This window comes from Streptococcus sp. GP0011 (genome assembly GCF_030546305.1).
Taxonomy (GTDB): domain Bacteria; phylum Bacillota; class Bacilli; order Lactobacillales; family Streptococcaceae; genus Streptococcus.
In genome coordinates this window covers 14,702-39,378 of record NZ_JAUONR010000010.1, presented here as the reverse complement: position 1 = coordinate 39,378, position 24,677 = coordinate 14,702, and the positions used below count along the sequence as shown (strand labels likewise).

Here is a 24,677-nt window from a genome sequence, read left to right as displayed (position 1 = left end):
TTGGGTTATTTTTTTTCTTGATTTCGTCTGAGGCAAAAGTGGTCTGGGACGGGGTCCTTACCTGTTTTCGACCAAGGATGACAACGTAAAATCCGAGCCAGGCCCATCAAAACACCCTTGAAGCCATGTTTTTCAATAGCCTGAATCATGTAGTTAGAACAAGTCGGCTCAAAGCGACAAGAGGGTGGAAAGGCCGGTGAGATAAAACGTTGGTAAAAGCGTACTGGCGCTATTAAGATGCGTTTCATTATTTCTTGGTTACAGCCATAGTGTGTAGTTGGCTGATTTCTTTTTTATTAAGGCGACGGGATTCTCCTGGACGAAGACCTGTCAAGTCTAGGTGTCCGAAACGTGTCCGAGACAGTTTATCCACTTGCAGACCGACGGCTTCAAACATCTTTTTAACCTGATGGTTACGCCCTTCATGGATAGTCAACTGTACCACAGAGCGGTTTTTGACTGGATCCACTTTGAGAATTTCATAAACAGCTGGCTTGGTTTTCTTGCCATCAATCTCAAGACCGCGGGTCAAGGGGCGGAGATTGTCCTTATTAGCCACACCTTTAACACGCGCGACATAGACCTTGTCAATCTCATTACGGGGGTGAATCATCTCATCTGTAAAGTCCCCATCATTGGTCAAAATCAAGACACCTGATGTATCCCAGTCCAAACGTCCAACCGGGTAAATGCGCTCCTTGACATTGGGCAAGAGGTCGACAACAGTCTTGCGGCCCTTGTCATCTGTCACACTGGAAATCACTCCACGTGGTTTGTTAAGCAGATAGTAGACCTTTTCTTCGTTGTAGATGGGCTGACCTTCCACTTCGACCTTGTCACCAGACTTGATGGTCGTTGCGAGTTCACGCACCACTTGGCCGTTAACTGTCACCAAACCTTGCTTGATCAACTCTTCTGCTTTTCTCCTACTGGCCACACCTGCGTGGGCAATATATTTATTGATTCTCATCTTCTTCTATCCTTTCACCAAATAATTGGCTTTCTTGGGCTTGAATCTCAAGCTCATCAATCACTGGCAGTTCTTCCAAATGGTTAATTCCCATGTAATCTAGGAAATAATCCGTAGTCACATAGAGATTGGGACGACCCAACACTTCTTTTTTTCCATCTTCTCGTATCAAGTCAAAGGCCTGCAACTTTGCCAAGGCTCCACTCGAATTAACCCCACGAATAGCATCAATTTCTATCCGCGTGATGGGTTGCTTGTAAGCAATGATGGACAAGGTCTCAAGAGCAGCCCGAGACAAACTTTGGTTGATGGGTGCCTTGGAGTATTCCTTCAAAATCGCTGCAAATTGAGGCTTGGTGACCAATCTGTATGCACCACCTGTCTCGATCAGGGACAAGCTCGACTCTTGGTCTTTTTCATACTTCTGGGCTAATTTTTCTAAACTCTGCTGGATGCCTGTCGGGGGAAGCGATAGGAGTTCAGCCAACTGACGGACTCGAATCCCATCTTCACCTGCTACAAACAAGAGCGCTTCTATTTCTGCTAAAGTACTCATCTTTCCTCTCTATCAAGTCTAGCTTTGTGCCTCTTGATTTTCTTCCTTCTTTTCCATGAGATAGATATCTCCGAAACTCTCCTCTTGCACGAGGATCAGTTCCTGGGTTTTGATTAACTCTAGGGTCGCCAAAAAGAGGGTAATAACCTCTTGGACATTCTGGGCTTCCTTGAACAAATCCTGCAAGCGCAACTGGTCTCGTCCAGTCAAGGACTCTTTTACGATGACCATCATGTCCTCAATCTTATATTCATCTCGCAAGATAGTTGTATGATTCTGAGCAAATTCCTCTTTTTTCTTGGCTAGGATATTTGAAAAAGCCAAAAAGAGGTCAATGGTCGTCTTGTCATGCACAAGCTCCGCATCTTCGTAGATCAACTCTGTTGGCGCTTTGGAATAGTACTGGGCCCGATCTTGGTGCTTAGCCTCCAAGTGCTCACCCAAGAGCTTGAACTTGCGGTATTCTTCGATTTGAGAGAGAAGGTCTTGTTCCAGGTCATCCTCTAAGTCTGTCACTTCTGCTACCTTTGGCAAGAGCTTGCGGCTCTTGATCAGCATGAGCTGACTGGCCATAACCATATACTCGCCCGTTACTTCCAGACGCATGGCCTGCAAGGTTGAGACATAGGCTAGATACTGTTCAATAACTTCCGTAATGGGCACATCGTAGATATCCATCTGGTACCTAGAAACCAAGTGCAAGAGCAGGTCCAGGGGCCCTTCAAAATCTTTTAATTTAATATCCATTATCTATATTTTTCTAAGGTCAGGACTGTTTTTAATCCTAATTTTTTTGCAATTTCGTACAAATCGACCTTGTTTTCTATCTGTCTTAGAATGAACTGTTCCCGTAGGGCTTGGGCTGATAGTTCTGGGAAACCTTTCTCCTTGACAAAGGACTCTAGCTGTCGAAAGGCCCACTGACGAGAATAGGCTTTCCCCCCCCTTTCAAAGAGATAGGTCTGCCCCATCAAGGGTTCTAGCTCTGGAATCAAGGTCGTGGGAATAGTGACAATCCTCTGTTGGGAAGCCTTGTTAATTCGCAGCACCTGAAAATCCAGATTGATATCTACAACCTTAAGGGATAAAATCTCACTTGGCAAGAGTCCCATTTCTAGGATTAAGAGCGCTAGCAAGCGCCCCTCTGGATAGTCACTTTCCTGCCAAAAAGACTCTAGGTCTAACCGTTCTGACTTTTCAGTCTTCTTTTCAGCTTGTTTGGTTAATTCCAAACGATAAAAGCTGTCCACTTCTCCTTTTCGATAGAGAAAGTAGAGAAATTGGTTACAGGCTGAAAGTTTCCGTTTCTGGGCGCTGATTTTTAGATTGGCTAGTTGGGCTTGGTAAATCTTGAGACTAGTCTCAGAGATCCGCTCACCTACAATGTCTAAAAATTGCTCCAGATCATACTTATAAGATTGCTTTGAATTAGTAGACAAGCCCTGCTTTCTCTCTAAAAAGTCTGAAATCCTATCTCTCATTTGCATCGAATCTCATATTCCTTACTAAAGTCATGCAAGAGGGCATTAACTGCCTTGAGGATGGACTTGCGCGTGATGATTCCTTGAAAAATCCCTTCATCATCTACCACTGGCAAGAAGGGTTCATCCACCAGTTTATGGAGGACCTCTGTGATGTTATAGTCTGGAGCGACCACTGCCACATCCGTCTTGGTTATATTGACGATATCTGTCGTTGCCATCTGTTCATCTGTCAAACCTTGCTCCATTTGATAAGCCAAAATATCTCTCAGACCAATGGTTCCGACAAAGCGTTTGTCAAAGGTCACAACAGGGATACGGGTATAGGTGATTTGACTCAACACCAAAATCGCATGGTCAGCATTATGGGTATCAATCAAAGCTGCTAGATTCTCAGCAGGGGTAAGAAAAGTTTCTTCCTGCTCCAGTAAAAATGCTTCAAATTCCTTGGCAATCATCGAGCGAACTCCTTGGACAAGCCTGGATAAATCTCATGATCACGTGTCAAAAAGTCTACTTTGAAATAGCTGTCATCAATCTCCACTCGAGCATAGAGACATTCTCTGATAGTCCCTCGTGGTTGGCTGATGGAGCCTGGATTTAAAAAGAGTGTTTTGCCTTCCATCCAAGCACTTGGCACATGCAAATGACCATAGAGACAGATGTCGGCATCTTCTTCCTGAGCCCAGTAGTCCAACTTTTGAAAGTTGAAATTGATATCAAATAAATGTCCGTGAGTCTGGATAATCTTGGTCGGACCAAGTTGAGTCACCAAACGTTCTGGGTAGCCAGCATAAAAGTCCATATTTCCTTTGACGACATGGATGCCTTCCCAGAGCGGAGAGTCTGGACGGAGTTCTGAGTCACCATCGTGAAAAATGGCATCAACTTTACCCAGATAGCGGTCACGGATTTCTTCCACAATCAAGCTATCGCCATGAGAGTCACTCATTACAATGATGGTTTGCTTTGCCATGATGGAAATACCTCCAAAAGTTTCTTAACGGCTAAGGCACGGTGGGATTGGCTATTTTTTTCTTCAAGGGTTAACTCAGCTGATGATTTTCCTGTCTCCCCTACAAGGAAGAGGGGATCATAGCCAAATCCATTTTCACCCTTGGGTTCAAAGTTGATATAACCTGGCCAGTCAGCTTCAACAACCAAGCTTTCCTTGTTTGGACTGGCTACAACCAAGGTCGTGTGGAACTGGGCTGAACGGTCCTTAAGGTCAAAGACCATGGCCAATTCGTGCAGGAGTTTAGCATTGTTTTCACGATCAGTAGCCCCCACACCTGCAAAACGCGCTGACCAGACACCTGGCAAGCCACCAAGGACATCAACTTTGAGACCAGAATCATCTGCTAAAACCATCTTGCCTGTTAATTGGGAAATGGTTTCTGCTTTCAGGCGGGCATTTTCTTCAAAGGTCATGCCTGTTTCAGCTACTTCAGGTAGATCAGGGTAATCATTGAGATTTTCCACATCGTAGCCTAACTTGTCAAAGATAGCTCGGAATTCCTTGGTCTTGCCTTCGTTACGAGTCGCAATGAGCAGAGTTTCTCTAACCTTGCTAGTTTCAAAGAAGGCTTCTACATCGACTCCTTCTTTAGGCAATTCAACATGCAAAAGCTTTCCATTTTCAACCAAGAGCAGAGCTCCCTGACGTTGGATGACTTCTAAGTTTCGACCTGCTTCGGCATTTAAAATCTCAACGATAAAGGAGAGCAGACGAAAGTTAGAAGACCAGCGCATCACCGTTATCGTAATCGGAAAGCCATTTTCCTCATCACGAAAAATCCGCGCCAAATCCATAAAATCAAGCTCAAGCGGATCTTTGATAAGGCTATAGATGCCTCCATAGACATCCCAGACACCGACATACCAGTCCCGGTCGTCCTTGTATTCATAAATTTTGTTTGTCATAATGTTACATGCTCCACATGAATCTCTTTTTCCAGCCATTCTTCCCCAATCTGGGCAAAACTTTGGCTGCTGGCTGTTGTGTAAAAACGATGTTGAAGAGGCCCCGCATCTCGGCTACGATTGATTTCAAAATAATTGAGTAAGACTGAGATATCTCGTACACACTCAGCCCCACTATCGATGAGCTGAACCTTTGGTCCCATGACATTCTGGATGATAGGGCGAAGGAGTGGGTAATGGGTACAACCCAGAATCAAGCTATCCACCTTGCCTACCAAGGGACGCAGGGTTTCATAAACTACTTTCTTGGTGACACTGGTTGACAGGGCACCAGACTCGACCAAGGGGGCAAACTTGGGACAGGCCAAACTTTCCACCTGTAAGTCTGGATCCAGATCATGGATTTTTTGACGATAGATGTCTGATTGGACCGTCATGGGTGTTCCAATCACTCCGATTTTCCCGCCTTGACTGGACTTAATAGCTGCCGAAGCTCCTGGCAAAATCACACCTAGAACGGGAATGTCTAGTTGGGCCTTGATTTCTTCCCAGACGACCGCAGTCGCAGTATTACAAGCAATGACAATCATCTTGACATCCTTGGTCAAGAGAAAGTTGACCAACTGCCAAGTATATTCACGAATTTGCTCAGCAGGACGGGGGCCATAGGGCGCCCGTGCCGAATCTCCAATATAGACGATTTCTTCATGGGGAAGCTGGCGCATGAGCTCACGAACAACAGTCAAGCCCCCGACACCTGAATCCAAAAAACCAATTGGTCGATTATCCATACAGTCTTCTTTCTAGTCTTTTTTCTGATTGATAGTTCATTATGATTCCTTGTCCTGAAGGAACTAACCGACAGCTTGATAGAATGGCAACTGCCTCTCTTTTAATCATAATCAAATATCAATAGAATGCAAGGAAAAAGTCTTATCCTTGAGAACTATTGAACATAGTGAGAAGTCTGGAACTTTCATCCCAGACTTTTCCTATTTATTTCTTTTTATTGTTAGCAAGGGCTGCTTTTTGTTGGCGGATGATTTGGTGGTAAACTTGTTGTACCTTGGCCTCGCTTGGTTTTTGACCATTTGCGCTCAAAAGAGCACGAACTGCCTCAGCATTCAAACGTGGGTTGTCCGCAAATTCTTTTTCAATTTGCTTACGAACCAAGTACATACCTCCAAGAGCTCCTCCTAGAAAAGCTAGCACAATCAAGATAATTGCTAAAAGTAAATCCATTCTTTTTCTCCTGTTTCTTTTTGAGTCTTCTATATTATACCATAAAGTGACTTTCCTGACTAGTTTGTTTTACGCTTTCAAGAGGGGGTTAAGCCAATTCTAAGCTAGTCTTACAATCAGATTGAACTATGAAATTACGAATAATTCCACCCTTTCCTCTCTTTCTTCTACTATTTTAAGAAAAAGCAATATCAAATATGTTTTTCACCAAAAACCTCTTGACAAATGCTAGATGACCAGTAGAATGGGAGGTAAGGAGATAAATAGAAACAAAATAAACGAAACTGCTTTATAAAATGTAAGCGGTTTCTAATAAACGAAGGAGGGTTTTATGAAAAAACACTTTTGGGAGAAATCCTGTCGCTATAGCATCCGAAAGCTGACGGTTGGGACTGCTTCTGTTTTACTAGGGGCTGTTTTTCTAGTCAACCATACTGTAGCTGCAGACAGTGTTGAGGTCAAGCAAACTGAATCAACCTCTGTCGAAGCTATCACTAAGCCTGATAGTGAACCCAAAGCAGCTGAAGCGACTGAAACTACAAAACCGTCTCTAGCCGAGAGTCCAGTAGTTTCCGAAAGCAGGCCAGCTGAGGAGAATCAGAAGACAAATAGTCAAGCTAGTGAAGAAGCCATTGTAGAAGCTAAAGAAAATAAGGAACCTGAAAAAGCAGACCAGCCTGTGACAAAACAAGAAAACTATCAACTCAACTACAATCAGCCAACAGCTCCCTCCTATGACGGATGGGAAAAGCAAGCCCTCCCTGTCGGAAATGGAGAGATGGGAGCCAAGGTTTTCGGACTCATTGGGGAAGAGAGAATCCAGTACAACGAAAAGACCCTCTGGTCAGGAGGACCACAACCCGATAGCACCGACTATAACGGAGGAAACTACAAGGATCGCTACAAGGTCTTAGCAGAGATACGTAAAGCCCTCGAAGCTGGCGACCGCCAAAAAGCAAAACAGCTCGCTGAACAAAATCTAGTTGGACCAAACAACGCCCAGTATGGACGTTACCTAGCCTTTGGTGATATCTTCATGGTCTTCAATAACCAGAAAAAAGGGTTAGATACTGTAACTGATTATCATCGCGGTTTGGATATCACTGAAGCCACTACGACCACTTCTTACACCCAAGATGGGACCACCTTCAAACGCGAAACCTTCTCCAGCTATCCTGATGATGTCACTGTGACCCACTTGACCAAAAAAGGAAACAAGACACTTGACTTTACCCTTTGGAACAGCTTGACAGAAGACTTGCTTGCTAATGGCAACTACTCTTGGGAATATTCCAACTATAAGAATGGTCATGTCACTACAGATGCAAATGGAATCCTTCTAAAGGGAACTGTCAAAGATAACGGCCTCAAATTTGCATCCTATCTAGGAATTAAAACAGACGGAAAGGTGACTGTTCAGGACGAGACACTAACCGTTACAGGCGCAAGTTATGCGACCCTCTATCTCAGTGCCAAGACCAACTTTGCTCAGAATCCAAAAGCCAACTATCGAAAAGACATTGACCTCGAAAAAACAGTTAAAGGGATTGTAGAAGCTGCTAAGGCCAAAGACTACGAGACACTTAAAAAGGCCCATATCAAGGACTATCAAAGTCTCTTTAACCGCGTTAAAATAAACCTAGGCGGAAACAAGACTGCTCAAACGACGAAAGAGGCCCTTCAAGGCTATAACCCAGAAAAAGGGCAAAAATTGGAAGAACTCTTCTTCCAATACGGACGTTATTTACTCATCAGTTCGTCTCGTGATCGGACAGATGCTCTTCCTGCCAACCTACAAGGAGTCTGGAATGCTGTAGACAATCCACCTTGGAATGCTGACTACCACCTCAATGTCAATTTGCAAATGAACTACTGGCCTGCCTATATGAGCAATCTAGCTGAAACAGCCAAGCCAATGATTAATTACATTGACGACATGCGCTATTATGGCCGTATCGCTGCCAAGGAATACGCAGGTATCGAATCCAAAGACGGCCAAGAAAATGGTTGGCTGGTCCACACCCAGGCGACACCATTTGGCTGGACTACTCCAGGCTGGAATTACTATTGGGGTTGGTCTCCAGCTGCTAATGCTTGGATGATGCAGAACGTCTATGACTATTATAAATTCACCAAGGATGAAACCTATCTCAAAGAAAAGATTTACCCAATGCTCAAGGAAACCGCTAAGTTCTGGAACTCCTTCTTGCACTATGACAAGGCCAGTGACCGTTGGGTATCTTCTCCATCCTACTCACCAGAACACGGGACCATCACCATCGGAAATACCTTTGACCAATCGCTAGTCTGGCAGCTATTCCACGACTACATGGAAGTCGCCAACCATCTGAATGTCGACAAAGACTTAGTCACAGAGGTCAAGGCTAAATTTGACAAACTGAAACCACTTTACATCAACAAAGAGAGACGCATTAAGGAATGGTACGAGGAGGACAGTCCGCAATTCACAAATGAAGGGATTGAAAATCACCACCGTCACGTTTCCCATCTAGTTGGTCTCTTCCCAGGTACGCTCTTTAGCAAGGATCAGGCTGAATACCTAGAAGCTGCGCGTGCAACCCTCAATCACCGTGGAGATGGTGGGACTGGTTGGTCTAAAGCCAATAAAATCAACCTCTGGGCTCGTCTGCTGGACGGTAACCGTGCCCATCGCTTACTCGCTGAACAGCTCAAGTACTCAACTCTAGAAAACCTTTGGGATACGCACGCGCCTTTCCAAATCGATGGCAACTTCGGAGCAACTAGTGGGATGGCAGAAATGCTCCTCCAATCTCATACAGGCTATATTGCACCATTACCAGCCCTTCCAGATGCCTGGAAAGACGGTCAGGTTTCTGGCTTGGTTGCTCGAGGAAACTTTGAAGTTAGCATGAAGTGGAAAGATAAAAACCTGCAAAGCTTGTCCTTCCTTTCAAATGTCGGTGGAGACCTAATTGTAGACTATCCAAATATCGAAGCCAGCCAAATCAAGGTCAATGGCAAACCAGTCAAGGCAACGATCCTCAAAAACAATCGCATCCAACTGGCAACACAAAAAGGTGACGTCATTACCTTTGAACACTTCCCTGGTCGTGTAACCAGTCTAACAGCAGTTCGACAAAATGGAGTCACTGCTGAACTCACCTTTAACCAAGTAGAAGGCGCTACCCACTATGTCATCCAAAGACAAGTGAAAGACGCATCTGGCCAAACTTCTGCGACCAGAGAATTTGTAACCAATCAAACCCACTTTATCGACCGATCACTCAATCCTCAACATGCCTATACTTATACTGTAAAGGCTATGCTGGGCGAGCTTTCCACACAAGTGTCTGAACAGGCCACTGTCGAAACCTATAGCGAGTTGATGGACGACCGAGATAGCCGCATCCAGTACGGAGCTGCCTTTGGAAACTGGGCAGACTCAGAATTATTTGGAGGAACAGAGAAATTTGCTGACCTTTCAAAAGGAGACTACACAGACGAAGATCTCACTGCTACCATTCCTTTCACTGGCGTTGGTATCGAAATCTATGGACTGAAATCGTCTGAACTAGGTCTTGCCACTGCTAAAATTGATGGCAAAGAAGTCGGGGAGCTTGACTTCCATACTGCTGGAGCAACTGAAAAAGGTAGTCTCATTGGTCGCTTCGCAGGACTATCTGACGGACCTCACACATTGACTCTTAGTGTTAAACGTGAGCACAAAGGACGTGGTAGTGAGCGCTCGAAAATTTCATTAGACTACTTCAAGATCCTAGCAGGAACAGGCAATACGATTGAAAAAATAGATGATCGCGATTCGCGCATCCAGTATGGTGCCCAGTTTAAGGACTGGTCTGACCCTGAACTCTACGGAGGTACGGAAAAATACGCTGATATTAACAACAGCGACTCTAGTACAGCTTCAGAAGCTCAGGCAACTATTTCCTTTACAGGGACGGGCATTCGTATTTATGGCTTGAAGAGCCTTGCCCTTGGACGAGCACGTGTTACACTAGATGGCAAAGAAATGCCAAGTCTAGACTTCTACACTTCAGGTGCAACCGAAAAGAGAGCTTTTATTGGCGAATTTACAAACCTTACTGACGGCCCGCACACCCTGACATTACAAGTTGACCCAGATTCGCCAGAAGGTCGCAAGAAAATCTCTTTAGACTCCTTTGATATCATCAAAGCCCCTGCTGTTGGTCTAGATAGCCCTAGCATCGCGCCTCTTAAGGAAAATGACAAAACCATTTCCTTAAGCCTACCAGCTGGAGATTGGGAAGCCATCGCAGTGACCTTCCCAGGTGTCAAAGATCCTCTAGTTTTGCGTAAGGTGGATGAAACGCATCTGGTTACCAGTGGAGATCAGACTATCCTATCAATCCAAGACAATCAAGTTCAAATCCCAATCCCTGAAGCTACTGATCGACAAACTGGAAAAGCAATTGAAGCTTATGCCATTCAAGGAACTACCACAAGTAGCCCGATCGTAGCTGTCTTTACTAAAAAAGATGAGAAGAAGGTTGACGAGAGCCAGCCAACTACAAGTAAGGGAGACGAACCAGCTCCTACTGTTGAAATTCCGGAATACACCAACCCTATCGGAACGGCAGGGCAAGAGGAACCGCCTACAGTGACAATTCCTGAATACACTGACCCTATCGGAACGGCAGGACAAGAGGAAGCTCCTACTGTTGAAAAACCTGAATACACCAAACCTATCGGAACCAGTGGAGATCAGGTCGCTCCGACCCATAGCCTTCCTGACTATCCAGTTCAAGTCTTGAAAGATAAGGAAACTGGAGTGGAAATCATTGGTGGAGTCACTGACTTAGAAGGAATTTCTCATATCTCTAGCCGACGTGTCCTAGCTCAAGAACTCTTTGGCAAGACCTATGATGCTTACGACCTACAACTTAAAAATCCAACAGATCATAGCGTACAGCCAAAAGGCTCTGTCTTGGTTCGCTTGCCTATTTCAGCTAACGTAGAAAAGGTCTACTATATTACTCCGACCAAGGAGTTGCAAGCCCTTGATTTCACCGTTCGAGACGGAAAGGTAGAATTCATCACTAATCATTTCAGTACCTATGCTGTCGTCTATCAAGCAACTGGAACAAGCTCTAACACAGAGGAAAAACCAAGTACTTCAGATGCAGAAACCTCAGCACACGAGGCTGAACAATTTCCAGCTAGTCCGAGCCTTGCTAAAGCTGGAAATCATTCTCCTAAAGAAGAACTTCCAGCAACAGGAGAAGTGTCCAACCCACTCCTCTTCTTAGCAGGACTCAGCCTAGCCCTTACAGCCACTTTTATGTTAAAAGGGAGAAAGGATGACTCCAACTAACCTTTAAACACACAAAAACAGGATGAAGATCACCTTCATCCTGTTTTATTTTGTCATCAAAAGTTAGTTTTACAGTAGGTATAAAAAGGCTAAGGTCAAGAGACTTGCTAGAAGCCCAACTCCCCAAAAGAAGAAGTCAACCTTCCACTCGCTCCAAGGATTGCCCTTGCCTGAGAATCCTCCAAGCTCGAAATGGTGATGGACAGGCGTCATACGGAAAATACGCTTCCCACCACTAAGTTTGAAGTAGGTGACCTGCATCATAACAGAGCTTGTCTCAAAGACATAGATAATCCCAATCAGCAAAAGGGTCCATTCTTGATGAAGAGCCATAGAAATAGCTGCCAGCATCCCACCAAGAGCCAAACTTCCCACATCTCCCATAAAGACCTTGGCAGGTTTGTGGTTAAAGACGAAGAAGCCTAGCAAACCACCAATCATGGCAAGAATCACAAGAAGAATATCCAGTTGATTTTGCATATAAGCAATCACACCGTAAGCTGACAAGCTAATCACTACGGAAATACTTGCTAGTCCGTCGATCCCGTCAGTCAGATTCACCGCATTTGAAAAGCCAACTAGCCAGAAAAGGGCAAAGAAGATATAGAAAATTCCCAGATGAACTTGGTAGCCAAAAACTGAAAGCATGTCGCCACCACACTCATAAAAGAGGTAGAAGATCACTCCTCCAAGGAGCTGGAGAGCAAGCTTTTGCTTAGGATTCAAACCTTCGTTGATCTTACGAAAGACCTTGAGGAAGTCATCCAGAAAACCTACCAAACCATACAACACCAAGATAAACAAAATCATGCCTACATTATTGGTCAATTGTTGGGTAAAGAGAGCAACCAGAAAGCTCACGACTACTGCAACGATAAGGAAAACAAGACCTCCCATGGTTGGAGTCCCAGCTTTAGCTTGGTGTTGCTTGACATCCTCGTGCATCTGCTGACCTGTAATCTGCGCTTTTCGATAAAATCGGATAAAGGCTGGAATGCCAATCAAGGTCAATAGAAAGGCTAGAATTCCAGCACTAATGGAACTAATCATCTTAATCTCCTAATGTTACTTTCATTTTTTTAAGGTCTTTGAGGGCTGTATTGGCACGGACACTTTGTTTCTTGACTGTCTTACCGCTACCTTCCCACTCGACTTCTATATTCAGCCATTTAGCAAATGTTTGCACATTTTCATCTGTCCAGCCGTACATATCAGGCATTTCTTCGACCTTATCTGACAGGATCAAAATCTGCTGATTGGCTTCCAAATTATCTCCTTCAGAAACCGAGAGATCCTTAATCTTGGTTCCTGTTCCGATAACAATTGGTTGGACCAGGTTGCGACGCAATTCTTCTGCTAGGTCACCCGGCGTAAAGTCCTTGGTAGCTGGCATAGCATAGCTTGTCGTCTTGCTGACCTGATCTAAGCTCTTGGCAGTTGACTGAAGATTGAGGGATTCTTTCATAGCTGAAGCCCGCTCCAAGATTGGGTTGGCAAATTCTCCCAATTGGATACCTGAATAATGTTCAGGCTGTTGAACCGTTACATACAAGATAAAATCAGGATTTTCGGCAGGGTTCATAGCCACAACTGAGAAAATGTTGTTGGTAGAACCAACCAAGTAGCCTCCATTTTTCTCGTCAGCGATTTCGGCTGTACCAGACTTGAGGGCTACATTCTGACCTGGAACATTGACATTTGGTTTTCCTGTACTGTGGTTGTACATGGTACCGTAGACAGGATCTGTTCCGACCATGACCATGTGCTCCCGAGTAGAGGACGCTGCTGTTTTTGACACAGGATTTCCGACAATTTCCTTTTGAGACTTACGAACAGACTGGTCATTTGGATCATAGAGGGCACTGATAAATTTCGGCTCCAACATAACCCCATCGTTGGCAATAGCTGTAAAAGCACGAAGCATCTGGGTCTGGGTAACAGAAATCCCTTGTCCAAATGAACTCATGGCGATATTGACAATGTTGTCAGCAGGCAATTGACCTGTGTACTCATCTGCCAGACCAAAACGGGTCGGTACCCCAAACTTAAAACGGTTGAGGTAGTCCAGCCAGGTTGCATCCCCCATCTTTTGCTCAAGCAAGGTCATCCCGATATTACTTGAGTGGGCAAACCCTTGAGAGAAGGTCATGGTGCCACCACTAGTCAAACCTTCATTGACGTCCCAGTCTCGAATGGTCGCGTCAGCTATTTTCAATTCACTACTGTTAAAGTATTCACCACCAGGGAAGGTATTGTTATCAATGGCTGAAGCCAACATCATTACCTTCATGGTTGATCCTGGCTCGTAGTTACTTTGATAAAGAATATCTCGCCAGACAAAGTCTTTCGTAATACCATCCTTGGTATCGGCATTGAAGGTCGGTCGTTGGGTTGTAGCGAGGATTTCCCCTGTCTTAGAGCTGACCAAGGTAGCCGTCATATACTTGCCTTTTACCTTTTCTTGGAAGGCATCCATCTGCGTTTCCATAAAGGATTGCAAAGGACTAGAAAGGGTTGTGTAAACATCCTTTCCGTCTACCATGTGTTGGGAAGCCTGCTCCGTACCCGGAACAATATTTCCCAGACGATCCTTCTCATAGGTGATAATCCCATCTGTACCCGCCAGAATGTTATTTAAAGAACTCTCCAACCCAGATGTCCCAATCAAACGTTTGGTACCATCCTCATTTTCATGGAGTTGCGCTAAACCGATAAAGGATGAAGCAAACTGTCCATTGGGATAACTACGGTTAGGGCTAGTTGTAAAGTCAACTCCCTCAACACCAGCAGTTTTGAGGTCATTTTTAATGGCCATCATATTGGCATAGGTGATCCCATTTCCCTTGGTACCAAAAGATACCTGTTTCAGATCTGGTTGAGAAAGCTGTTCTTTGACATAGGACTCCTCCATATCCAGATACTTATGGAAAATTTCAGCTACCTTATTAAATTGAGAATCCTCTACATAGAGAATTTTGCCTGTTGCTGACTTGTAGGTCTTGTCAATAACGGCATAGATATTATACGAAGTCGCATCCTCTGCAATAGGCGTTCCATTACGATCGTAGATGGTTCCCCGTTTTGCAGGAATCGTCTTGGTTGTTTGGTGAACCTTGTTGGCTTCTTGAACCAAGTCCTTACCAAATTTTTTACCCGTTCCGATGATGACCGCAAAGTTGACCAAAAAGACAGCGAAGAGTATGACAGCCAATAAACTCAGGCTTTTCCCTACTCTTCGGCGATTTTCTTCTGGAGATTTACGGTTACGAACGGCATAACGGATGATTTTTTCTTTCCACTGTTTCATTTCTTACTCCGCTGCTCGGATATTTTCGTTATTCAGCTGCAAATCTTTAGAGTCTGCAATCTCTTTCAAACGTTCTGAACGAATCAATTCATTGACCTCTTGCTTGGCATCATCTAGCTCGGTTTTCTTTTCTTCGATTTGAGCATTGACCTTGGTCAATTCATTCTGAACTTGTAATAGCTTGGTCTGCATAAACACAACGCTAATTGCCAGGATAATCATTGTTGCAGCAATCGAAACATAGAAGGCCTTTTCCACACGTGAAAAACCTTTGAACTTCGTTTGCAATAACTGGCTTGTTTTTTCGATTCTTTCTGCCATGTTTTTCCTCTTACTTGTGAATTTTTCTAGCCACGCGCAACTTGGCTGAATGCGAACGATTGTTGGCTTCTAGCTCTTCAGCACTTGGCAAGATTGGCTTACGGGATACCAATTCCATCTTGGGCTTAAGGTCATCTGGAATGAAGGGCAAGCCTTTGGGAACTTCCACTGTTGAAGCTTCCTTGAATAATTGCTTGGTCAAGCGGTCTTCCAGCGAATGGAAGGTAATGATCGAGATTCTACCATCCAGAGCCAGCATGTCCATGGCCTGCTGGATAGATTCATCTGCAGCGCCCAGCTCATCATTGACTTCGATTCGGATAGCCTGAAAAATCTGCTTGGCAGGGTGTCCCTTTTTCTTGAGCTCCTTGGCAGGCTTGGCCGACTTGATAATCTCTGCCAACTCCGTCGTTGTCTCAATGGGTTTCACCTCACGCGCTTGCTCAATCTTACGAGCTATCTGTTTAGAAAACTTATCCTCACCATACTTGAAAAAGATCCGAACCAAGTCATGATAGTCATAATGATTGACCACCTCATAGGCCGTCAGACTAGCTTCCTGATTCATCCGCATATCCAGTGGCGCATCCTTTTTATAAGAAAAACCACGTTCACGCTGATCCAGCTGAGGACTGGACACCCCTAAGTCATAACAAATTCCATCAATTTCCTGGACACCAGCCTCCTGCAAACGTGCCTGCAAATGACGGAAGTTATCCTTGATAAAGGTTACCATCCCTTTTTCGATATAGGGTGCCAACCGTTTATGCGCGTTGTCAATGGCATTCTGGTCCTGGTCAAAGGCATAGAGATGCCCTTTTTCGCTCAATTTACTTAATAAATATTCGCTATGGCCTGCTCCACCCAAAGTCGCATCAACGTAGATACCGTCAGGTTTTACGTCAAGCATATCAACCGTTTCATGAAGCAAGACCGTTACATGATGAAATTCTTTTGTCATATCTTATCTATTTTACCACAAATCCGAGCAGCTTGCACTTGTCAGACAAGGCTAAGTTTCTTCGAAAAAAATTCTCAAAAAAATGTCATATATACTTGACACCTCATCTCCAAAAGAATATAATATGGTCAAATATATACGACATATCAGAAAGGAGCCCCTATGAATCGTGTCAAAGAATTCCGCAAGGAACTGGGCATTTCCCAGCTCGAGCTCGCCAAAGATATCGGTGTCTCGAGACAGACCATCAACATGATTGAAAACGACAAGTACAATCCAACCCTGGAACTCTGTCTCAACCTCGCCCGCAGCCTCCAAACTGACCTCAATAGCCTCTTTTGGGAAGACGATTTTTAAAAAAGGAGCAAACAAATGAAAAAAGAAACTCTCACTGAAAAACTCATCAAACGCATATACGGTATTTCTGGTCCCCTTGACGAACACAAACGGCGCGAGGCCGATCGTATCGGGAATCAGGTCTTTATTGTCCTCTTTTATCTGATGACATTTGGCAATCTTATCCCGCTCGTTCTTGCCTATAAATACCCGCAAATTGTCGCTATCGGCTATCCTCTCGTGGTGTTTGGCATTTCGATGATGGTTGCCCTCTATGTGGTCTCTCAAACCAAGAAAACGGGCATCACAGCTATTGATCCCGAAATGCTGAGTCAAAAAGAAAGTAAAAAGCTACATTTTCCGGGTCTAAAAGCCGGTCTGATCTACGGCATAGCGATATTTTTTATAATGCCACTCATCGATACCCTAACCAGTGAAAATCCAAATTTCATCAGTTCTCTTCTGAATTCAAAACATATTTTAAAAACTATACTGGGAGCGTTCTTTTTTGGACTGATGATGCAAATTATCGTCTCTCTTCGCATTCAAAAGGCCAAGAAAAACCAAGAAGACGACTAGGAGGTACCTTATGAAATCACTAGCTAGACTACTGATCAGTCATGTTTTTATCAGTATCTTTGTTACCTTTTTCCTACTTTCTGGACATATTGAGCATCCTTTCTTGATTATCTTTCTTTTATTCCTTCCTGTATTGAACAAGGGACAGAGATTCCAGAAAATCCAATCAAAAAAATACGTCTTCTAAACGCATCTCTCTGTTTTATCCTCGTATCCTTTCCACAACTTTTAACAAATCCTATGGATTGGAGATACCTGGTATTTCTAATAATCTGTATCATTTTTAGTTTGGTTTACTTCTATACTCTCTATCAACTCTTTAAAGAAGTCAATCAAAAATCGCTCATTTAGGAGATCACTCCCATGAAAAAAGAAGATTTCACCACTCGCTTACTCAAACTATTCTTTCACATACAAGGGCCTTTTGATGAATGCCGTCAAGAGATGATTTACAAGGCTTGTGCCCGTGCCTTGATCCAAATCGTATACTCCTCCCTCCTACTCTTCTTGTTCTATCTCCTATTTGGACGCTTCATAGAGTTGGTTCGAGATGCCATGCCCTACCTCTATTTTGGACTTATCTTCGTCCTCTCATCTAGGGCTAGACTAGCAGTTCGCAACTTACATTTGGACAAGGATGACCCGTCCGAAATCCATCACAAAAGCTACAGCAAAAGCCAAATCAAAGTTCGTAGTTGGGGTGTATTCCTCAGCATTCAGCTTATTCTCTTTCTCTTACTAATCTTTCATAAACTCTTTGTTCAGCATCTTCCCCTTGATATCTTTTTGGACAATCTCTCCCAGTTCGATAAAATGCTCCCTTTACTAGTCTTGGGTTTGGGAATTGGTGCCATCTTTGGAAGCATGACCTACGCCTTTTTATCGGAACACGAGATGAAACACTCTGAATCAGGAATGCATAAGGAGAATATAGAAAAATGACCAGTGTATATGATTTTTCCGTTTTGAACCAAAACAACCAAGCAACTCCCCTGGAGAGCTATCGTGGCAAGGTTCTCTTGATTGTCAACACTGCTACCGGATGTGGTTTAACGCCCCAGTACCAGGGACTTCAAGAACTCTATGAACGCTATCAAGATAAGGGCTTTGAAATCCTAGATTTCCCTTGCAATCAGTTTATGGGACAAGCACCCGGCAGCGCAGAGGAAATCAATAGCTTCTGCAACCTACACTATCAGACCACTTTCCCTCGCTTTGCCAAAGTCAAGGTCAATGGTAAGGAAGCAGATCCTCTCTACCTTTGGTTAAAAGACCAGAAAGCTGGCCCGCTAGGAAAACGAATCGAATGGAATTTTGCTAAGTTTCTCATTGGTCGAGATGGGCAAGTCCTTGAGCGCTTCTCTTCTAAAACAGACCCCCAAACCATCCAAGAGTCTCTTCAAAAAATACTTTAATTTCTTTTTAAAACGTATCCTTTCATTTAGTTTGAGCCCTGAAAGGATGCGTTTTTTCTTTAAAAAGTAACTGATTTTCTTTAATTTATATTTATTTTTTTGCTTTTTGCTATTGCAATTCTTTCATTAATTTAGTATATTTGTTATATTAAAAGTTTTCAGTCATTTTAAGGGAGAAATGACCTTTTAAATTTTTTTATCTTAAAATGAAAGCGCTTTATAAACAGGAGGTAAGGTGGCTTACAAATTATCAGAGAGTTTTTCATTAAATCAAGTTGTAACCAAGTCAGACTTGGGCTTGGGCAGTAGCTGACTGCCTTTCTAAAAACTAGGAGTATATTATGAATCGATACCTTTTTGAAAAAGGGCAAACATTTAGCATTCGGAAGTTGACTGTAGGTGTGGCGTCTGTTATCGTGGGACTGGCATTTTTTGCTTCTGGAACCGTGCGTGCAGACGAAACGTCTCCTGCCACGACATCCAATTTAGATCAGCAAATGAAACAAGTCGCAGATATAGAAGAGACCAAGACTGAACCAGTCAAAGAAGAAGGTCGTGTAGAAGCTGAAAAACAAGAAACACCTGCTGCCGATACCAACAGTGCTGACTTGCTCCCTGAAGACATTCAGGACCGTGCCTATCCCGACACACCTGTCAAAGAACTCGATACGACTACTATCGTTGACCAGAAAGCTAGTCCAAAAGTAGAAACTAAGAGCATTCTAAAGGACAAGGAAGAAGCTCCAAAAGAAACTGAGAACGGAAACCGTGCCATCATTAACGGTGGACAAGACCTCAAACACATCAACTACGAGGGACAACCTGCTACTGCTGCCACTATGGTTTACAGCACTTACAATGCAGGGGAACAACGCTACCTCGTTTCAGGCTCAGGTATCTTCGTAGCACCTAACCTGATCCTTACCGTTGCTCATAACTTCTTAGAGGCCAATAAAGAAACTGGCGAGGGTCACATTCGTGGTGGAAAATCTGCCCAGTTCTACTATAACGTTGGTTCAAACAGCGAAAAGAAAAATTCACTGCCATCTTCTGGAACTACGGTTTTATTCAGAGAAAAAGATATCCATTTCTGGAACAAGAAAGAGTTTGGAAAAGGCTATAAGAACGACCTTGCTCTTGTAGAAGCTCCTATTCCTCTTCCGATTGCCAGTCCAAACAAAGCAGCAACCTTTGCACCTTTAGCGGATTACAAGACGCATCAGCCGGGAGAAGCCATCAGTACGATTGGCTACCCAACTGACTCGAGCTCAAAAGAACTGAAACAACCTATCCTAGCTGGTCAGCTTTACAAGGCAGATGGGACCATCCGATCTGTTGAGTCCTATGATGATAAGGGAACGACTGGTATCACCTACAAAACCACTTCTGTATCTGGTTTGTCTGGTGGTGGGATTGTCGATAGCCAAGGAAAAGTTCTCGGTGTTCACCAACACGGAACCGTTGACAATGGTGTCCCTGAAAAGGATCGCTTTGGTGGCGGACTCGTCCTTTCACCTGAACAACTGAAATGGGTTAAAGATATGATTGCCAAATATGGTGTGAAAGGGTGGTACCAAGGAGATAACGGAAATCGTTACTACTTTACCGATGAGGGGCGTATGCTTCGGAACGAAACAGCTGTTATCGGAAGCAACGAATATTCCTTCAACCAAGATGGGATTGCTACTTTGACCAAGGGAGTTGAATACGGTCGTGTCCTTATCCAACACGAAGACGAGGAAGGAAATCCTGTCAAAGATAATGATACCTTTATCGAACAGACAGCTGTTGATTCTCCATTTGATTACAATTTCAAAAAAGAAATCGAGAAAACGGACTTCTATCAAAAAAATAAAGACAAGTACGAAATTGTATCCATTGATGGCGTAGCAGTCAATAAACAACTAAAAGATACTTGGGCTGAAGATCACAATGTTGTCAGCAAAGCGCCTGCCGGTACACGTGTCATCAAGGTTGTCTATAGAGTCAACAAAGGCTCTTTTAAAGTTTACTACCGTCAAAAAGGAACAAGTACTGAACTAGCTGAGGCAACAGTTGATAACAATGAAGGCCAAGAATATGAGGTTTCCTTTGTCAACACCTTCCATGCAAAAGACATTACTGGCTACCGTCCAGTTAAGGCTAGCTTGGAAGCAACTATCCAGCAAAAAGGGGTGAATGAGGTCGTCTTTGAATACGAACCAATCGCTGATACAGCCAATCCAACAACTCCGACTCCTCCAGTTGCTCATCCAGAAGATAAAGAAACTGAGATTGGCAACCATGGACCTCTTCCAAGCAAGGCCCAACTCGATTACCACAAGGAAGAATTGGCAGCCTTCATCCACTACGGAATGAACACTTATACCAATTCTGAATGGGGAAATGGAAAAGAAGACCCTCGATACTTCAATCCAACCAACTTGGATACAGACCAATGGATTCGCACCCTGAAGGAAACTGGCTTCAAACGGACCATTATGGTTGTTAAACACCACGACGGTTTCGTTGCTTATCCATCTAAGTACACCAACCATACCGTAGCTGCTAGCCCATGGAAAGATGGTAAGGGTGACCTTCTCGAAGAAGTTTCCAAGTCTGCTAGCAAGTACGACATGAACATGGGTGTTTACCTATCCCCATGGGATGCCAACCATCCTAAATACCATGTCGCAACCGAAAAAGAATACAACCAATACTATCTCAACCAGCTGAAAGAAATCCTTGGTAATCCGAAATACGGAAATAAAGGCAAATTTATCGAAGTTTGGATGGACGGTGCACGTGGTAGCGGTGCCCAAAAAGTAACCTATACCTTTGATGAATGGTTCAAATACATCAAAGAAGCCGAAGGAGATATCGCCATCTTCTCTGCTCAGCCGACAAGCGTTCGCTGGATCGGAAATGAACGAGGTATCGCAGGTGACCCTGTCTGGCATAAAGTCAAACGTGCCAACATCACAGACGATGTGAAAAATGAATACCTCAACCATGGTGACCCAGATGGTGATATGTACTCTGTAGGGGAAGCTGACGTTTCGATCCGTTCGGGCTGGTTCTATCATGACAATCAACAGCCGAAATCACTCAAAGAGTTGATGGATATCTACTTCAAGTCTGTTGGTCGTGGAACCCCACTCCTTCTCAACATTCCACCAAATAAAGAAGGAAAATTTGCAGATGCGGATGTGGCTCGCTTGAAGGAGTTCAAGGCAACTCTAGACCAAATGTATGCGACTGATTTTGCCAAAGGGGCAACTGTAACAGCAAGTTCTACCCGTCAGAACCACCTCTACAAAGAAAGTCACCTGACAGACGGTAAAGATGATACTAGCTGGGCGCTCTCAAATGATGCCACAACCGGTAGCTTTACAGTTGATTTAGGACAAAAGAGGCGTTTTGATGTTGTTGAACTCAAGGAAGATATCGCCAAAGGCCAACGTATCTCTGGTTTCAAGATTGAAGTCGAAATCAACGGACGTTGGGTGACATACGGTGAAGGTTCGACCGTTGGTTACCGTCGCTTGGTTCAAGGCAAGCCTGTAGAGGCACAAAAAATCCGTGTGACCATCACCGGTGCTCAAGCAACTCCAATCTTGACCAACTTCTCAGTCTACAAGACACCAAGCAGCATTGAAAAGACAGATGGCTACCCTCTTGGACTTGAATACCACTCAAACACAACGGCAGATACAGCTGGAACAACTTGGTACAATGAATCTGAAGGTGTTCGTGGCACTTCTATGTGGACCAATCAAAAAGATGCCAAAGTAAGCTATACCTTCACAGGAACCAAGGCCTATGTCGTCTCTACGGTCGATCCAGGTCATGGAGAAATGTCCGTCTACGTTGATGGTCAAAAGGTTACCGATGTCCAAACTAAGAATGCTAGCCGTAAACGTAGCCAAAAAGTCTTTGAAACAGATGATTTAGCACCTGGTCAACACACCATTACCCTCGTTAATAAAACAGGTGAACCAATTGCTACAGAAGGAATCTATACCCTAAACAATGATAGCAAGGGAATGTTTGAACTCGAGTCTACCAACTACGAAGTCGAAAAAGGAAAACCAGTCACTGTTAAAATTAAACGTGTTGGTGGAAGCAAGGGGGCTGCTACTGTGCGCTTCATCACAGAACCTGGAACTGGGGTTCACGGTAAAGTTTACCAAGATACAACTCAAGATGTGACTTTTGAAGATGGAGAAACAGAAAAGACTGTTACCATCCCAACGATTGACTTTACAGAACAAGCCGACTCTATCTTTGACTTTAAAGCCAAGCTCACTTCTGTTTCTGATGGTGCCTTGCTCGGTTTTGCTACCGATGCAACCATCCAAGTGATGAAAGCTGAATTGCTAATCAAGGATCAAACAAGCTATGATGACCAAGCTAGTCAGTTGGATTACAGTCCTGGCTGGCACCATGAAACCAATTCCGCAGATAAGTACCAAAAGACAGAGTCTTGGGCTTCCTTTGGTCGCTTAACTGATGAGCAAAAGAAAAAGACAACCGTAACAGCTTACTTCTACGGTACTGGTCTTGATATCAAGGGCTATGTCGATCCAAATCATGGTATCTACAAAGTCTTCTTAGATGGCAAAGAAGTTCCTTACCAAGATGGAATGGGAAATGCTTCAACTATTGATGGTAAGAAATACTTTAGCGGTCGTGCAGCTCAACGCCAAGGCAATCAAACTCTGGTTAGCCTAAAAGGTCTGGACGAAAACTTGCACGCAGTCACACTTCAACTAGATCCTGATCGAAACGATCTGTCTCAAAATATCGGTATTCAGGTAGACCAATTCATCACTCGTGGCGAAGGTAGCGAACTCTACAGCAAGGCAGATATCATCCAGTCTATCTCTAAATGGAAAGACGATCTGTCCAACTTTGACCCAGCAGGCTTGAAAAATACGGCCACTGCACGCCAAGCTTTCCAAGCAAATCTAGAAAAATTGAGAAACCAACTCAGTGCTGATGCAGTGGATGTTCAGGATGTCATGTTGACAGTCAGTGCCCTACAAGATATCCTATCCAAGGATGAGAACTATCAAAGAGGCCAAGAGGAACCTAGTCCAGAGCAACCGGAACAGCCTGAAGAACCTTCTAAACCTGATCAACCAGCTGAACCAAAACAACCGGAAATTGAGTACGATAAGGCTATGGACAGCTTGGCAAAAGCTATCGAGAAAAAAGTCGCTGAGCTTGGATCCAACAAGGAAGCTAAGAAGAAATTATTAGCAATTGCTGACCAAGCCATTGCTGCCATCCAAGAAGCTAAAACTCAGGAAGCAGTCAATAAAGCGCTAGAAACTGCTCTCGAACAAATCAACAAACTCGAAGCGGCTCAGCCTGAGAAACCTGCTGAACCTGAAAAACCAGTTCAGCCTGAAAATCCGACTCAACCTGAGAAACCGGCTCAGCCTGAGAAACCTGCTCAACCTGAGAAACCAGCTCAGCCTGAAAAACCAACTCAACCGGAAACTCCGGCTCAGCCTGAAAAGCCAGCTCAACCGGAACAACCAACTCAACCGGAAACTCCAGCGCAATCGGAAAAACCGGCTCAGCCTGAAAAGCCGACTCAACCGGAAACTCCAGCGCAACCTGAAAAACCGGCTCAACCGGAAACTCCAGCGCAACCTGAAAAACCGGCTCAACCTGAAAAACCTGCTCAGCCTGAAAATCCGACTCAACCGGAAACTCCAGCGCAACCTGAGAAACCAATTACTTCTTCAAGTCCTGAGGAAGGGGTTAAAGACCTTGTCTTTACACTTCCAAGCTTGGAAATCGTCAATAAGGTCGTACCATTCAAGACTATTCGTCGCGAAAACCCACAATTAGACAAAGGAAAAGAGCAAGTTCTATCAGAAGGAAAAGACGGTCTCTTAGTCGAGTATGTTGAAGTGGACGGTGACAATCGCAAGATTCTCCAAACAGAAGCAACTCCAGCTCAAGATCGAGTGATTGAGGTAGGTAGCAAACAAAGCTCAGTTGGAACAGAAGCGCCACCAGTTGTGACTCTTCCTGAGTATGTTCTACCAAGAGAGACTGAAAAACCTGCGCCAGCCGTAACAGATAATTCATCAGCAAAAGATGAAAAAGCTCCTGTTACAGCTACAATCAAAGAAGACAAGGAAAGACTACTCCCTGCAACTGGGGAACAAGAAGCAACTGCCTTCCTCTTCTTGGCAGCCATTACTTCTATCTTGTCTCTCCTCATTTTCCAAAAGAATTTCAAAGACTAATAA

20 protein-coding genes and 1 pseudogene are annotated in these 24,677 nt (G+C 44.1%); 7 read left to right on the top strand and 14 right to left on the bottom strand.

The genetic code is table 11. The features are described from left to right. Positions 1 to 5: 5 nt before the first annotated feature. The 10 genes from yidD to Q4443_RS09525 all read right to left on the bottom strand — a co-directional run bounded on the left by yidD (position 6) and on the right by Q4443_RS09525 (position 6,172). A complete protein-coding gene (gene yidD, locus Q4443_RS09570; protein WP_049519850.1) occupies positions 6 to 248 on the bottom strand; it encodes a membrane protein insertion efficiency factor YidD in 243 nt (80 codons plus the stop codon). Continuing rightward, positions 248 to 970 (bottom strand): pseudouridine synthase, encoded by a 723-nt coding sequence (locus tag Q4443_RS09565; RefSeq protein ID WP_001222228.1) that lies wholly within the window; start codon positions 968 to 970, stop codon positions 248 to 250. Before Q4443_RS09565 ends, yidD begins: the two co-directional genes overlap by 1 nt. Continuing rightward, complete coding sequence (gene scpB, locus Q4443_RS09560; RefSeq protein ID WP_000105288.1) at positions 957 to 1,526, bottom strand: SMC-Scp complex subunit ScpB; 570 nt, start codon at positions 1,524 to 1,526, stop codon at positions 957 to 959. Before scpB ends, Q4443_RS09565 begins: the two co-directional genes overlap by 14 nt. 18 nt (positions 1,527 to 1,544) lie before the next feature. Then, complete coding sequence (locus tag Q4443_RS09555) at positions 1,545 to 2,273, bottom strand: segregation/condensation protein A (protein ID WP_303408321.1); 729 nt, start codon at positions 2,271 to 2,273, stop codon at positions 1,545 to 1,547. Further along, positions 2,273 to 3,007: a site-specific tyrosine recombinase XerD gene (gene xerD, locus Q4443_RS09550; protein ID WP_303408320.1), complete on the bottom strand. Its 735-nt coding sequence runs from the start codon at positions 3,005 to 3,007 to the stop codon at positions 2,273 to 2,275. The genes Q4443_RS09555 and xerD overlap by 1 nt, the downstream gene beginning before the upstream one ends. Continuing rightward, on the bottom strand, positions 3,004 to 3,465 hold the full coding sequence (cbpB, locus tag Q4443_RS09545; protein WP_303408319.1) for a cyclic-di-AMP-binding protein CbpB: 462 nt from the start codon (positions 3,463 to 3,465) through the stop codon (positions 3,004 to 3,006). Before cbpB ends, xerD begins: the two co-directional genes overlap by 4 nt. Further along, positions 3,462 to 3,983: a metallophosphoesterase gene (locus tag Q4443_RS09540; RefSeq protein WP_001118942.1), complete on the bottom strand. Its 522-nt coding sequence runs from the start codon at positions 3,981 to 3,983 to the stop codon at positions 3,462 to 3,464. The genes cbpB and Q4443_RS09540 overlap by 4 nt, the downstream gene beginning before the upstream one ends. After that, positions 3,959 to 4,930: a nucleoside-triphosphate diphosphatase gene (locus Q4443_RS09535; RefSeq protein WP_303408318.1), complete on the bottom strand. Its 972-nt coding sequence runs from the start codon at positions 4,928 to 4,930 to the stop codon at positions 3,959 to 3,961. Before Q4443_RS09535 ends, Q4443_RS09540 begins: the two co-directional genes overlap by 25 nt. Next, a complete protein-coding gene (gene racE, locus Q4443_RS09530) occupies positions 4,927 to 5,721 on the bottom strand; it encodes a glutamate racemase (RefSeq protein WP_303408317.1) in 795 nt (264 codons plus the stop codon). The genes Q4443_RS09535 and racE overlap by 4 nt, the downstream gene beginning before the upstream one ends. A 205-nt stretch (positions 5,722 to 5,926) precedes the next feature. Continuing rightward, entirely contained in the window at positions 5,927 to 6,172 is a 246-nt protein-coding gene (locus Q4443_RS09525; RefSeq protein ID WP_000364980.1) for a YneF family protein, read from the bottom strand. A 331-nt stretch (positions 6,173 to 6,503) separates the two neighbouring features. Between Q4443_RS09525 and Q4443_RS09520 the strand changes: the two genes are divergently transcribed. Continuing rightward, the gene (locus Q4443_RS09520) at positions 6,504 to 11,507 is read left to right on the top strand and encodes an SIALI-17 repeat-containing surface protein (protein ID WP_303408316.1); all 5,004 of its coding nucleotides are present in this window, start codon (positions 6,504 to 6,506) and stop codon (positions 11,505 to 11,507) included. A 69-nt stretch (positions 11,508 to 11,576) separates the two neighbouring features. Here the strand turns inward: Q4443_RS09520 and mraY are convergent, their stop codons facing one another. The 4 genes from mraY to rsmH are packed head-to-tail and all read right to left on the bottom strand — an operon-like array spanning position 11,577 to position 16,096. After that, complete coding sequence (gene mraY, locus Q4443_RS09515; protein ID WP_303408315.1) at positions 11,577 to 12,557, bottom strand: phospho-N-acetylmuramoyl-pentapeptide-transferase; 981 nt, start codon at positions 12,555 to 12,557, stop codon at positions 11,577 to 11,579. Position 12,558: 1 nt separating this feature from the next. Continuing rightward, positions 12,559 to 14,814, bottom strand: coding sequence for a penicillin-binding protein PBP2X (gene pbp2X, locus Q4443_RS09510; protein WP_049519851.1), 2,256 nt, complete (start codon positions 14,812 to 14,814; stop codon positions 12,559 to 12,561). 3 nt (positions 14,815 to 14,817) lie between these two features. Next, positions 14,818 to 15,135 carry a cell division protein FtsL gene (ftsL, locus tag Q4443_RS09505; protein ID WP_049519852.1) on the bottom strand — a complete coding sequence of 106 codons (318 nt, stop codon included), beginning with the start codon at positions 15,133 to 15,135 and terminating at the stop codon, positions 14,818 to 14,820. Between the two features lie 10 nt (positions 15,136 to 15,145). Next, positions 15,146 to 16,096: a 16S rRNA (cytosine(1402)-N(4))-methyltransferase RsmH gene (rsmH, locus tag Q4443_RS09500; RefSeq protein WP_049519854.1), complete on the bottom strand. Its 951-nt coding sequence runs from the start codon at positions 16,094 to 16,096 to the stop codon at positions 15,146 to 15,148. Positions 16,097 to 16,258: 162 nt separating this feature from the next. Here rsmH and Q4443_RS09495 point away from each other — a divergent pair, with 162 nt between their 5' ends. The 6 genes and pseudogenes from Q4443_RS09495 to Q4443_RS09470 all read left to right on the top strand — a co-directional run bounded on the left by Q4443_RS09495 (position 16,259) and on the right by Q4443_RS09470 (position 24,674). Next, a complete protein-coding gene (locus Q4443_RS09495) occupies positions 16,259 to 16,453 on the top strand; it encodes a helix-turn-helix transcriptional regulator (protein ID WP_001082470.1) in 195 nt (64 codons plus the stop codon). Between the two features lie 15 nt (positions 16,454 to 16,468). Next, positions 16,469 to 17,011 carry a DUF3278 domain-containing protein gene (locus Q4443_RS09490; RefSeq protein WP_080978851.1) on the top strand — a complete coding sequence of 181 codons (543 nt, stop codon included), beginning with the start codon at positions 16,469 to 16,471 and terminating at the stop codon, positions 17,009 to 17,011. A gap of 10 nt (positions 17,012 to 17,021) precedes the next feature. Continuing rightward, a pseudogene (locus Q4443_RS09485) lies at positions 17,022 to 17,362 on the top strand (hypothetical protein). Positions 17,363 to 17,374: 12 nt separating this feature from the next. Next, the gene (locus Q4443_RS09480) at positions 17,375 to 17,953 is read left to right on the top strand and encodes a DUF3278 domain-containing protein (RefSeq protein ID WP_049519855.1); all 579 of its coding nucleotides are present in this window, start codon (positions 17,375 to 17,377) and stop codon (positions 17,951 to 17,953) included. Continuing rightward, positions 17,950 to 18,426 (top strand): glutathione peroxidase, encoded by a 477-nt coding sequence (locus Q4443_RS09475; RefSeq protein ID WP_049519856.1) that lies wholly within the window; start codon positions 17,950 to 17,952, stop codon positions 18,424 to 18,426. Before Q4443_RS09480 ends, Q4443_RS09475 begins: the two co-directional genes overlap by 4 nt. A 341-nt stretch (positions 18,427 to 18,767) precedes the next feature. Then, on the top strand, positions 18,768 to 24,674 hold the full coding sequence (locus Q4443_RS09470) for an alpha-L-fucosidase (RefSeq protein WP_303408314.1): 5,907 nt from the start codon (positions 18,768 to 18,770) through the stop codon (positions 24,672 to 24,674). The last annotated feature ends 3 nt before the right edge of the window (positions 24,675 to 24,677 follow it).